An 11,990-nucleotide genomic window follows, 5' to 3' on the forward strand; every position below is an offset into this window, starting at 1 on the left:
CGGTGCACTACGGTCTCCCCCAATCTATAGATCGCGGATAACATCCGCGTCGTGGCGCGCAAGCATTCCAACTTCATCTGCGAATCCTGTGGCCGCGTCCATGCGCAGTGGATGGGCAAGTGCCCGGACTGCGGCGAGTGGAACACGCTTGTCGAGCAGGTCGTTGAGGGCACTGCCGAGGATAAGCATCGACCCGTTGTCTCGGCCGAGCAGCCGATCCTGGCGGCGATCAAAGACGTTCAGCCGGATGCGACACGGCGATACCCGTCCGGCATCGCCGAGTTCGACCGCGTGCTCGGCGGTGGGATTGTGCCGGGCTCGGCGATCCTGATCGGCGGCGATCCGGGCATCGGCAAGTCCACGCTGCTTCTGCAAGTCGGCCACGCGCTCGCCACGGCCGGCAAGAAGGCGATCTACGTCAGCAGCGAGGAATCACTGGGGCAGATTCGCCTGCGGGCCGCGCGGCTCAACTTCGCCGATTCGCCCATGCTTACCGCCGCGCAGGCCAACCTCGACATCATTTCCAACCTGATCCAGCAACAAAAGCCCGACCTCGTCGTAGTAGACTCCGTGCAGATGGTCTATCGCCCCGACATGACGGCCGCCCCCGGATCGGTCACGCAACTTCGCGACGCCGCGGCGCGGCTGATCTGGCTGGCCAAGCAGATGGGCTTCGCGCTCGTGCTCGTAGGGCATGTCACGAAGGAGGGCGCCATCGCCGGGCCGATGATCCTGGAGCACCTCGTCGATTGCGTGGCGTACTTCGAGGGCGACCGATTCCATTCCCACCGGCTGATCCGGGCCGTCAAGAATCGCTTCGGCTCGACGGACGAACTGGGCATCTTCGAGATGACCGACGCGGGACTGATCCCCATCGCCGATCCGTCGAAGCTCTTTCTGCAATCCGGTCGCCAGGCGCGGCCCGGCTCGGTCGTGTTGGCGGCGTGCGAGGGTACGCGAACGCTTCTGGTCGAAGTGCAGGCGCTCTGCGCGCAATCCGTCTTTGGCTCGGCCAAGCGCAAGGCCACGGGCGTGGACGCCGGGCGCGTTTCCATGATCCTCGCGGTCATCGAGAAACACGCGGACTGCGTGGTGGGCGATCAGGACGTCTTCGTCAATGTGGTGGGCGGCGTCCGCGTGAACGAGCCCGCCGCCGATCTGGCCATCGCGCTTGCGGTGGTTGGGGCCATGACGAATCGAAGCCTGCCGGCCACGACCGTCGTGTGTGGAGAGCTGGGACTGGGCGCGGAGCTTCGCCCCGTGCATCATCTGCGGCAGCGCATCACCGAGGCCGCGCGCGTCGGCTTCAAACAATTCATCCTTCCCAGGGGCGAGCAGAAACCCGCCCCGGCGACGAAGGACGCCGCCATCGAACTCCTCGCCTGCGAAAGCCTGAGCCATGCCCTTCGACAGCTCGCCTGACCTGCTGGTCGATGACTCGCTCCCCGCGCGCCGCACCAGCGCGTTGCTGGCGATCGTGGCCGGCGCCGCCCTCATCGGCAACTGCCTGCTCAACTCGCCATCCCGCTTTTCCGAACAGCAACTGCACGACGCGTCCCCGCTGCATTGGGTCGTGTGGCTCCTCGCGCTGGGTGGGCAATTCCCGACTGCCCGCGGCGTGGAAATCCGCAATCTGATCTTCTACTCCGCCGCCGCGATCCTGGCGATTCTCGCCGGCGCGCGGCTCGCCCTGTCTGGAGTTCGCCCGCGCATGTCGGAAGATGACCTGTGGGACTTTCGCCGCCGCGCGTCCAGCCCTTATTTCTGGTGGTTTCTGCTCTTGATCGTCAGCGCCCTGAGTTCCTGGTATGCCCACGCCCCTGCCGTATGCAAAGGCCAGACGATTGCCCGGCTTCTCCAGGCCGCCTGGTGGTTTCCGCTTGCGGCGCTACTGGTCTCCAAACATGTCCGCATGGTCGCCATCACGCTCGTCGCCGCGTTGGCGACCACCGCGGCCATCGGAATCTGGTATCAACTCGCCCGCGTCATGCCCAACCTACCCGCTGCGCGGCTTCAATACCCGATGGGTAACGAATTGTGGCTGGCGGCATGCCTCTTGCCCGGTGTGTTTGTCGCACTGGGACTGGTCGCGGCGAGGCCGCGGACGGTCTGGCTGGGTGCGGCGGTCCTCGCCTTGCTGGTAATGGCCGCCGCATTGGCCTTGACGCGCTCGCGCTCCGCCGCCGCCGGTCTCGTTGCGGGGTTCGTGGCGGCGGGACTGTGTCTCGCACCACCGAAATGGCGCAAGCCCGCCATTCTGACGATTTGCCTCCTCGGAATCGCCGGCGCGCTCTATTTTCAGAAGCAATTCTCCGGCGGACTTCGCTCCCACTCCTTTCGCTCGCGAATCGGCTACGAGTGGCCCTACGCCCTGCACCTCTTTTCGCTGAAGCCGATCGCCGGTCACGGCGACGGCGCGTATTCCCTCCTGGCCGGACAGTTCGCCCGCATGGATCAGCTCGACGATCCCGGCATCATGCGCAGCGATGAAAACGTCTGGAGCGGCCACGCCCACAACGAATTCCTGCAACTGCTTTGCGACCTCGGCATCCTGGGCACGCTGGCCTTCGCCGCGGCCATCGGCACCACGCTCTACCACGCTTTCCGTACCGTGACCGCGTCCTCTCTGCCCGGCGAATCCCCCGGCAACCGGTGGCTTGTCATCGGCCTGATCGGCGCGCTCGCCGCCTCGACCGTCGAGGCCTGTGGAACTCCGGCCATCCGCGAGCCCGGCGCGACGCCGATCGTTCTGACGGTCTGGGCATGTCTCTGGGCGCTCGTCCGGCGAAGCCGCCCGGCCGTGCCGACCGACGAGCGGGACAAACCCTTCAGCGAAGCGGCGCTGCGTCTGACGGGCCTGGTCGCGGTCCTGGGCGCAGCCGCTTTGGGCTGGCACGGTATCCAGGACTGGCGCGCCGCCCGCGCCCGCTTCGAGTCCGAAGCCGCGTTGAATGAGATGCAGTTTGTTCGTTCCGCCCAACAGGCCGACTTCGCCGCCGCGCATCTTCTTGATCCCTTCCAAAAAAACCTCGCCCGCATGATCGCGACCTGGGCCCGGTCGCTGGAATTCGATCGGCGCCTGGCCCATTCAGCCGCCGCGCCCGGCGACGACGAACTCGACGTCGCCCACGAGGCCCTCACCCGACTGAACCAGCTCAAACAGGATACCCCTCGATTCCTGCGCGTATCACGGATCGAATCCGCGCTCTGCCTCAACCTGGCCCGAGCCTATGAGCGGCGCGGCGAGCGGGCGAGTCGAGATGAATATCAGGAGAAGTTCATTGCCGCGCTGGAAGCGAGCCGGGCCGATGAGCCGTTTCTCGCAGATCGCGTCGCGGCGTTGTGGCGGGCCAAGCCGACGGCGACGGTAATGGATCGCTTGAACTGGCTCCGTGCGCTCATTCGGGTCGGGGAGATGGACCCTCAGGTCCTGCAACTCTTCAGCAGCCTGGATCGGGCCCCGGGCTTTGCCCAGGCCTTGGAAGATCTTTACCAGATCGCCGCGCGGGACGAAAACCGGACGCCGGACGATTGGGAAGACCGACTTTCTCCGGAAACTTTGCGGCTGGCCGCCCTCGCCAAGGCCCTGTCCGGCAGTCCGGCCGACGCAGCTCGGCTCGCCGACCGGGCCGTGTCGCTGTATGAAAAGGCGGGGCCTCGCCTCTTCGGTGGAACCGCCGCCGCGTTGCACGAGTCCGTTCATTATCGCTTTGCCGCCGACCCGACGACTTTGACGGAGGAAAATCTCGATCGACTGGCCCGCGCGCATACGCTGTTGGGCTCCCCGGCGACCCGCGAGTCGACTCTCGCCGGTTCCCTCGGCGAAACCAGGCTTCACCTCCTGCTCGCCGCGGGACGGGAAAAGGACGCAGAGGCACAGATACCCCGACTCGAATCGACCTCTCCCGATGCGCCACTGCCGACACAACTGGCCCAGGCCTATGTCCGGCTGGCGAGTTCGTTCGCCGAGGAGCCCGGTCGTTATCCCAATGTCCAGCGATGGTGCCGCCGAGCGGAGGAATTGGCCCCGACGATTCCCGATCCCCACGCCGTTCTGATCCGCGCGGCGCTCCGCGCCGGGGACGAATCCACGGCCCAGTCCGCCGCCCGGAAAATACTGGATTTGGAGCCTGATCGGTTAAAGGCTGCTGAATATCTCACGGGCCTGCGGCAGCGGTACCCCGGCCTCGCACTTTGGGCGGACTTGGCGAAGAGTTATCCCGGGCTTTTCTCCCCGGTGACCTCCAAGCCGACCACGTCACAGCCGTGATTCCCCTTGGGACTTGTTTGCTGCCCGCCGATGCGTACAATCCCACTTTTGGGGCCCTTCCTATGCATCCCAAAATCATCGGCGATGCGGTCACCTTCGATGATGTCTTGCTCGTGCCCGCCCGCAGCGCGGTCGTCCCCCGCGACGCCGACGTCCGCACACAACTGACCCGCAACATCACCGTCAACATCCCCCTGGTCTCCGCGCCGATGGACACAGTCACCGAGGCGAGCCTGGCGATCGCGCTGGCGCAGGAGGGCGGCATCGGCATCATCCACAAGAATCTGTCCATCGAGGCACAGTGCCGCGAGGTGGACAAGGTCAAGCGCAGCGCACATGGCGTGATTCTCGATCCGGTCACGCTCCGACCGACGGACACAGTGGACCAGGCGGCCGAGGTGATGCGGTTGCATAACGTTTCCGGCGTGCCGATCACGCAGGAGGATGGCACGCTGGCCGGCATCCTAACGCGGCGGGACATGAAGTTCATGGAGCATGGGCCGCGGGAAACGCAAAAAAGTCAGAGCATCAAGAAGTCAAAATATGCGGAGCTTCGCATCGACGATGTGATGACCAAGGAGAACCTCGTCACCGCACCACCGAATACGTCGCTCGATGAGGCGAACAATATCCTCCAGCGCCACAAGGTCGAAAAGCTGCTCCTCGTCGATGACGACAACCGCCTGGTCGGGCTCATCACGATCAAGGACATCGACAAGAACCGGCAGTATCCCGAAAGTTGCCGGGACGAGCGCGGACGACTCCGTGTCGGAGCGGCCGTCGGCGTCAACGATCTCGATCGCGTCGCCGCCCTGATCGAAAACGGCGTCGATGTCATCGCCATCGACAGCGCCCACGGCCACAGCGAAAACGTCATCCAGACAGTCCGCGCGGTCCGCAAGCGCTACGACATCGACATCATCGCAGGCAACATCGCCACGGGCGAAGCCGCGACGGACTTGATCGACGCCGGGGCGGACGCCCTCAAGGTCGGCATCGGTCCCGGCTCCATCTGCACGACGCGCGTCGTTTCCGGAGTCGGTATGCCCCAGATCACGGCGATCTTTGCCGTCGCCGACGTCGCCACCGACGCAGGCATCCCCGTGATCGCCGACGGCGGAATCCGCTTCTCCGGCGACATCACCAAGGCCCTCGCCGCCGGGGCCCATAGCGTCATGATGGGGTCGCTTTTTGCCGGACTGGAGGAGTCTCCCGGCAGTACCGTCTTCTGGCGGGGCCGCCGTTTCAAGGAATATCGCGGCATGGGCTCGCTCGGGGCGATGGTGTCGGGCAGTGCTGACCGATATTCTCAGAAGGGCGAGAGCGGTCGCGACAAGCTCGTCCCCGAGGGCGTCGAGGGCCGCGTGCCCTATCGCGGCCGGCTGGCGGAACTGACGTACCAGCTCGTCGGCGGCCTGCGGGCCGGGATGGGCTACTGCGGCGCGGCCAGTGTCGAGGATTTGCGGCGGACCGCGCGGTTTATGCGCGTCTCGTCCGCGGGTATGGCCGAGTCGCATCCGCACAATCTGGTGATCACCGAGGAAGCCCCGAACTACGCCGTCGAACACGTCGTTGAGGTATAGAGAACGATGAACCGTCGAAACGTCGAAACGTCGAAACTGGGAATTCACCACCGAGGCACCGAGGCGCAGAGAACCCTTTCATTGATAACTCCAAGTTCAGCTCGGCGTCTCTGTGCCTCTGTGGTGAGCGTTTTCCTCTTTGCCACCGGCTGCGCGCATCTCAACAACCCCTACGAAGACTCCAGCGCCATGATTGACGAGGAGATGACGACACCCAGCACGCAAACCTACCTGGCCGGCGGCGCGCCCACAGGCCGGCCGTTCGGCCGCACCTGGTCCAGCTCGCAGGTGCTGTACACGAACGGTGCCGTCACACACTGGCCGCTCTGGTTTGAGGACCCGTTCGAGGACAAGGGCAACGGCTACCAGCCGGTCGCGGACCGCGACGCGCCGGATAACGTCTTCTGCTGGAACTGGGTGGATTATCTGCACATCGGCTACGGCCCCGGCCGCGAGCTGGTGAACATTGCCGGCTACCCCGCCAGCGCCGCCGTGACGCCGCCGGGCACGCTGATGGAAAGCGACGGCCGCTTGAGCAAGGGCCTGCTCGGTTATGACCACGACGCCCAGCGCGCCGACTCCGCCACGCGCGAGCCGCCGCATGTCCACCCCGTCGATCGGCGTGACCACACCGACGAAGAGCACCATGAACCGCCGGCGGTGACACAGCCGGAAGAGCATTAGTGGAGCATGGGCCTCCGGCCCGTGCGAATCATCTTGAATCCGCGAGTTCAATCGGTCGTAGCAAGAAACGGCTACAAACTCGAACTCACCTTTTCGAACGGTGAAGTTGGAGTTTACGATTGCACGCCGTTACTCGATTTCGGGGTCTTCACAGAGCTGCGCGACGTTGATTATTTCAAACGGGCCATCGCGGAGAGCGGCACCGTAGTCTGGCCGAACGAGCAGGATATTTGCCCGGATACGCTGTACGAAGATTCGAAAAACCTGGCTTCAACATAGGCCCACCTACGCGAAGTTTTCGGCCGCGAGCGTGCGGCCATTCGGAGAGGCTGCTTTCCGGAACGCCCGCAACGCAGATTGCTTCAAAAGCGAATCGGGATCACTTGTGAATCCTCGCGAGCAACTTTGGGCCATAGTGTTTAGCCGTGGTTATATTGTGTAGCGTAGCCTGGTTAACACCGTGTAAACCAAACCGACTCCACTTTATATATAGCTTATCATCAGTAATGGCGCTCTTGGGCTAACTCTCTACTCGTCTGGCCTAATGAGCAGGATTCGTGTTACAACATGATGAATGAAGCGTGTAAATCTCCAATTCAAAAAAAGGACAGATAATTACCGCACATTTTCTCTACCCGAAGCGAAGCACGAAGTACGGCGTTAACACGGTGTTGAATTAACATCGAGACCGGGCGTGCGCGCCGGCGAGGAACAAGTTTCAACTGCCATGAACGCGGCACTTCTTGACAGTAATTCACGATGTGTTATAATGGGCCCCGCAAGCAGGAAGAATCGGTTCTTCCTAATTGCTCGGTGTCGTTGCGACGACTTCGATGGTCGAGAAGGCTACGGTGTTGGATATCGCTGGCGGTTTACTTGAGGTAAACTTTGTCGAGTCCAGAACGTCGTTAGTTAGTATTCGCCGCTCGATCTTTCGAAATATAGGTTCGTTGGTTTGCCCCGTGCAAACCTCCGGAACCCAAGCAACGACTCAATTAAGCGATCGCCGGTGTTGCGACTAGGCGATCGAGCACGACGCTAGCTCGGGGCTGTCCAAAGCCGGTTTGCAATGGACCTAATGCTCCAGAGACTGTGTTGGTTCGCGCCGAATTTCCCTTAAGTAAGTCGGTTCCAAATCGAGGCGGGGTGTCCCCGTCTCAAGTTCTTTTTTTCGAAAGGAGTATTTCAACATGCGCGCTCGAAACATCCAGCTTGGAATCAGTCTGCGAGATATACGAACAGAATGGCTGAACTTCGGTGGCCGTGTTGAGGCCGTCCGAGCGACGGGTGAAGAGAGATATTCGCATCGGTTTATCGAGCGCCCCATCACGGTGAACAAGCGCAGAAAGGATGCGCCGCGGAAGCTTGTTTTCGCTCTCCGCCGAATTGCAGCCATACGCCGCGCCGCCTAACGGTCTTCAACCACTCTCAAAAACAAAAGGAGCTACCGATGAAACAGCCGGATTTTCAAAAGGCCCTCATGAAAGCGCAGTTCAAGTGCCGCAACTGTAACCATACTTGGTTTTCCTTTGACGCCCGTCGCCCCAAGCAGTGCCCCGTTTGCACTGAGGCTCAAATAGCGAGAGTGAGCGGCGAGGGCATTCGCAGGAGAATGTACTGGGATCGCTTGGAGTCGGTCCTAACGTCTCTAACTTATCGCGAGCGGGAAGTGATCAAGCTCCGCTACGGCATTGGAGATGGGTACATCTACACGCTCAGACAGGTCGGGAGGATATTCAAGCTCTCTCACGCGCGCATCCACCAAATCGAGGCCAAGGCCATCCGCAAGCTTACTCATCCGGTGCGCGCGGAAAAACTCAGAAGAGCGGGGTTACTGACCCATTACGCCCGACTGACGATGCCGAAAGGAATGGCGGCTTTGATAAGGCGAATCTCCGACGGCATGCGAACCCGTCACGCCGGCTAGCGACTCTTATTCGGCGGCGGCATCGGTTTGAGGCCTAGCTTCTCGCGGTATTTGTCCGCAACCGTGCGGGCTTACTCGGCGAGATGAAGTACATCGCTACCAAACTCGGCGCTGAGCCGTTCACGAACGCGGCGAACGTCGTCGAAAGAGGATTCTTCGCGATTATTCTGTTGGGACACGTTCTGTCGCCCCTTCGAGGCTTTGTTTTTTGTTAACGCCGCTGACCAGGGGCTCGCGCCCCTGGCTACTGTCGGCTGCCCCTAGCGGGGCAAAGAAAAACACTACTCCACAAAATTCGGCTGCCAGATAGAGCCGCCCAGGCCGTAGATTTGCCGCGTGTCGAAGTACCCGTGCGAGGCATGCCCGTCGGCGAAGCCCACCGACCACGATGAGAACTTGCGATGCCAGCCTTGTCGCTGGGGCAGCGCCGGGGGAAGGTCCTTGTAGCCGCTGTACGGCGCGGCGTTGTAGGTCGCGCTGTAAAAGCCCTGCTCCACCCACATGACAAACCGCGAGGCCGTCCCGCCATTCAAATGTTTGCCCAGCCGGGCGGACAATTCCGCGTTTTGCGGCGGGTTATGGATCGCCGACGAGAAATCCTGACCGACATAGCCCTGCAGCCAGCGGGTATTGAGCGTGTAACTGCTGCCGTTGGCCTCCCAGCTCGACCGCATCTCCTCCTCCACCCACTCACCCGGCTCGCCGATGATCGCCGTCGAGTTCGACCGGTCGCCCTGGCAGATGAAGGTCTTGATGATGTCGAAGCCGCGCTGGTCGAAGTCGAAAGGCGCCGCCTGCGCCGTGCGGTCAATGTACTTGTTGAGCGGGCGTATCTGCGCGGGGTACTGGCTGGAGTCCACGCCAAGGTCCATGGGATCGGGCTTGGGCGCGCGGAAACCGCCGAACGCCCACGGCGTGACGACCGTCGGCTGGTACATTCTGTGCGGGGGGATCTGATACCACGGCACCAGCGGGGTTCCGTCGTTGTCCTCGAAATACATGATCGTCGCGGTGCCGATGGTGCGCAGGTTGGCCAGGCACTTGATCGCCTTGGCCTCCTCGCGCGAGGCGCGCAGGTACGTCATGAGCAGGGCCACGAGCAGGGCGATGATCGCCAGCACGACGAGCAATTCGATCAGGGTAAACGCCGAGCGCCGTCCCCCGGGCGGTTGCGAGTTTTTCCGACTCAGGTTCATACGAGCCGTTCGCCTTTAATCATCGAACCTTGGCCGCCGGTTTGGCCGCCGCCGATTTGTCCGGCGGACGAGGCAATTCCTCCCTGGACCGATCGCTGTCCGCCACGACCGTGGGACTCCCGGGAGAACACTTTGGACATTGCCCGCTCTCGCCGGGCACGTCGCGACCGAAGTAGATCGTCCGGCATTGGGGGCAGACCATCGCCAGATACGCCTGCTTCTGACGGCATTGCGGACACTTCAGCGGGGCCCAATGTTGCGGATCACGGTCGGCTTGCTGTGCAACCTGGCGGGCGGTCAGGAGGAAATCGTGAGCGCAGGACTTGCAAAGCCACTGCGTGTGCGAGTCGTCGCCGGCCGAAAGTGGATCGGCCTGGCCGCCCTGCAGGAAGAGGGCCAGCCCCACGCCGCAAGCGACCACGACGAGAATGCTGATTCTAAGTTTCATGAGCTTGGGACTCCGGGCAAGGTTCCCAAGGGATGGCTGCCGCCGGTGATTCTATCCGAAACAGGGGCGGCACGTCTAGAGCGCCCATTACGCGGAGATGACCGTCTCTTTCACGACCTCCTCAATCGTCGTGACGCCGTCGTAGATGGCGAGGAGGCCGCTTTCGCGAAGGGTACGCATCCCGTTGCGCAGGGCGGCTTCGTGGAGGATGCCGGTGGAGGCGCCGTTCATGACCAGCGTGCGGATTTCGTCGGTAAAGACCATGATTTCGAAGAGACCAACCCGCCCGCGGTAGCCGGTGCCATTGCAGAAATCGCAACCCTTGCCGAAATAGAACGAGCGGCCCTGGACGTCCTCGGGCTTGAGCTGCAATTCGTAGAGCTGTTCTTCGGTCGGCGTGTAAGCCTGCTTGCAGTTCTTACAGACGCGGCGGCAAAGGCGCTGGGCCACGACCGCCTCGAACGTCGCGGTAATCAAAAACGGCTCAACGCCGAGGTCGAGCAAGCGGGCCACGGAGCTGGCGGCGTCGTTGGTGTGCAGCGTCGTCAAAACCAGGTGACCGGTCAGCGACGCCTGGATGGCGATCTGCGCCGTCTCCAGGTCGCGAATTTCACCGACGAGGATGACGTCCGGGTCCTGTCGCAGAAAGCTGCGCAGGCAGCGGGCGAAGGTCATTCCGATGTCGGTGTTGACCTGGCACTGGATAAGCCCATCGATGTCATATTCGACGGGGTCCTCGGCGGTGAGGATTTTGATCGTCGGGTCGTTCAGGGCGCTGAGGCAGGCGTAGAGCGTCGTGGTCTTGCCGGAACCGGTGGGGCCGGTGTTGATAATGACGCCGTGCGGCCGGTCGATCAGCTTCTTCATGAGATCGAGGTCGTCCTCGCGCAGGCCGATCTTGTCCAGTTCGAGCTGGACGTTTGACCGGTCGAGAATACGCAACACCACCGACTCGCCGAACATCGTCGGCAGGACGGCGACGCGAAGGTCGACGGAGTTGCCGGCGACGGTGAGGCTGATGCGGCCGTCCTGAGGCATGCGCCGCTCGGCGATGTCGAGATTGGCCATAACTTTGATACGGCTGGCGATGGCCATGGCGAGGAAGCGCGGCGGCGGAATCATGTCGTAGAGCACGCCGTCGATGCGATAGCGCAGCTTGTATTCGTTCTCAAACGGCTCGAAGTGAATGTCGCTGGAGTGGTCCCGGATGGCCTTGAGCAGAATGAAGTTCAGAAGCTGCTTGACCGGGTTGGACTGGATCAGTTCGTTCAAGTCTTCCAGGTCGATCGATTCGCCGCGTCCCTCGAACTTGGCCAGATCGGGGCTATTGCCCAAGTCGTCCAGCAGATCGTTGATCGATTCGCCGGTCCCCTCGGGGTAATAGCGGGCCAGCGACGCCGTGATCTGTTCGTCGGTCGCGATCAGCGCCTTGATGCTGTAGCCCAGCAGCTTGCGCAGGTCGTCCGTCGCCTGAAAATTGTCCGGCGAGGCGATGGCGATGCTGAGCGTCTTCGTCGCCGCGTCGAAATCGACCGGTACGATCCGGTAGGTGTTGGCCATCTGGTTCGGCACGAGCTTGACCGTCTCGGGGTTGACGTCAATCGTGTCGAGGTTGACCGGCTCCATGCCGATCTGTGCGGCAAGGGCGACCTGGAGGTCGGACTCCTTGATGTAGCCCATGTCGACGAGAATCCGCCCGAGCGGACCGCGATTGGTCTTTTGAACGGCGAGGGCCTCGTGAACCTGCTTGCGGTTCACCTTGCCCATCTTGCTCAAGATGCGGCCGATGAGACGACCCTTGTATTCGCGGGTCGATGAGGATGCGGGGGCGACGGCGGACATTGCAGACTCCAGGGAGCATAGGTCCAATAGGACCCATACA

Annotated in this window: 8 protein-coding genes and 1 pseudogene; 6 read left to right on the forward strand and 3 right to left on the reverse strand. The window is 62.4% G+C overall.

The window, feature by feature from the left end; genetic code table 11:
- The first annotated feature begins 51 nt into the window (after positions 1 to 51).
- From radA to VJZ71_08665, 6 genes and pseudogenes are all read left to right on the forward strand, one after another.
- Positions 52 to 1,422 carry a DNA repair protein RadA gene (gene radA / locus VJZ71_08640; protein HKQ48121.1) on the forward strand — a complete coding sequence of 457 codons (1,371 nt, stop codon included), beginning with the start codon at positions 52 to 54 and terminating at the stop codon, positions 1,420 to 1,422.
- Positions 1,400 to 4,270, forward strand: a complete 2,871-nt coding sequence (locus tag VJZ71_08645; GenBank protein HKQ48122.1) for an O-antigen ligase family protein — start codon at positions 1,400 to 1,402, stop codon at positions 4,268 to 4,270. The genes radA and VJZ71_08645 overlap by 23 nt, the downstream gene beginning before the upstream one ends.
- A gap of 62 nt (positions 4,271 to 4,332) precedes the next feature.
- Positions 4,333 to 5,853 carry an IMP dehydrogenase gene (gene guaB, locus VJZ71_08650; protein HKQ48123.1) on the forward strand — a complete coding sequence of 507 codons (1,521 nt, stop codon included), beginning with the start codon at positions 4,333 to 4,335 and terminating at the stop codon, positions 5,851 to 5,853.
- 6 nt (positions 5,854 to 5,859) lie between these two features.
- A complete protein-coding gene (locus VJZ71_08655) occupies positions 5,860 to 6,537 on the forward strand; it encodes a hypothetical protein (protein HKQ48124.1) in 678 nt (225 codons plus the stop codon).
- A 33-nt stretch (positions 6,538 to 6,570) separates the two neighbouring features.
- Positions 6,571 to 6,816: a DUF2442 domain-containing protein gene (locus tag VJZ71_08660; GenBank protein ID HKQ48125.1), complete on the forward strand. Its 246-nt coding sequence runs from the start codon at positions 6,571 to 6,573 to the stop codon at positions 6,814 to 6,816.
- Between the two features lie 1,342 nt (positions 6,817 to 8,158).
- Positions 8,159 to 8,464: pseudogene (locus VJZ71_08665) on the forward strand (sigma factor-like helix-turn-helix DNA-binding protein).
- A gap of 281 nt (positions 8,465 to 8,745) precedes the next feature.
- Here the strand turns inward: VJZ71_08665 and VJZ71_08670 are convergent.
- The 3 genes from VJZ71_08670 to VJZ71_08680 form a co-directional block, all read right to left on the reverse strand.
- Positions 8,746 to 9,660, reverse strand: a complete 915-nt coding sequence (locus tag VJZ71_08670; protein HKQ48126.1) for a type II secretion system protein — start codon at positions 9,658 to 9,660, stop codon at positions 8,746 to 8,748.
- Positions 9,661 to 9,679: 19 nt separating this feature from the next.
- On the reverse strand, positions 9,680 to 10,108 hold the full coding sequence (locus VJZ71_08675; GenBank protein HKQ48127.1) for a hypothetical protein: 429 nt from the start codon (positions 10,106 to 10,108) through the stop codon (positions 9,680 to 9,682).
- Between the two features lie 87 nt (positions 10,109 to 10,195).
- Positions 10,196 to 11,950: an ATPase, T2SS/T4P/T4SS family gene (locus VJZ71_08680; protein HKQ48128.1), complete on the reverse strand. Its 1,755-nt coding sequence runs from the start codon at positions 11,948 to 11,950 to the stop codon at positions 10,196 to 10,198.
- Positions 11,951 to 11,990 lie beyond the last annotated feature (40 nt).

This window comes from Phycisphaerae bacterium (assembly GCA_035275405.1).
GTDB lineage: Bacteria > Planctomycetota > Phycisphaerae > UBA1845 > UTPLA1 > DATEMU01.

Coding starts and splice junctions, on each gene's coding strand:
- VJZ71_08645 (HKQ48122.1), top strand. CDS start 1,400: ATGCCCTTCGACAGCTCGCCTGACCTGCTGGTCGATGACTCGCTCCCC.
- guaB (HKQ48123.1), top strand. CDS start 4,333: ATGCATCCCAAAATCATCGGCGATGCGGTCACCTTCGATGATGTCTTG.
- VJZ71_08655 (HKQ48124.1), top strand. CDS start 5,860: ATGAACCGTCGAAACGTCGAAACGTCGAAACTGGGAATTCACCACCGA.
- VJZ71_08670 (HKQ48126.1), bottom strand. CDS start 9,660: ATGAACCTGAGTCGGAAAAACTCGCAACCGCCCGGGGGACGGCGCTCG.
- VJZ71_08675 (HKQ48127.1), bottom strand. CDS start 10,108: ATGAAACTTAGAATCAGCATTCTCGTCGTGGTCGCTTGCGGCGTGGGG.
- VJZ71_08680 (HKQ48128.1), bottom strand. CDS start 11,950: ATGTCCGCCGTCGCCCCCGCATCCTCATCGACCCGCGAATACAAGGGT.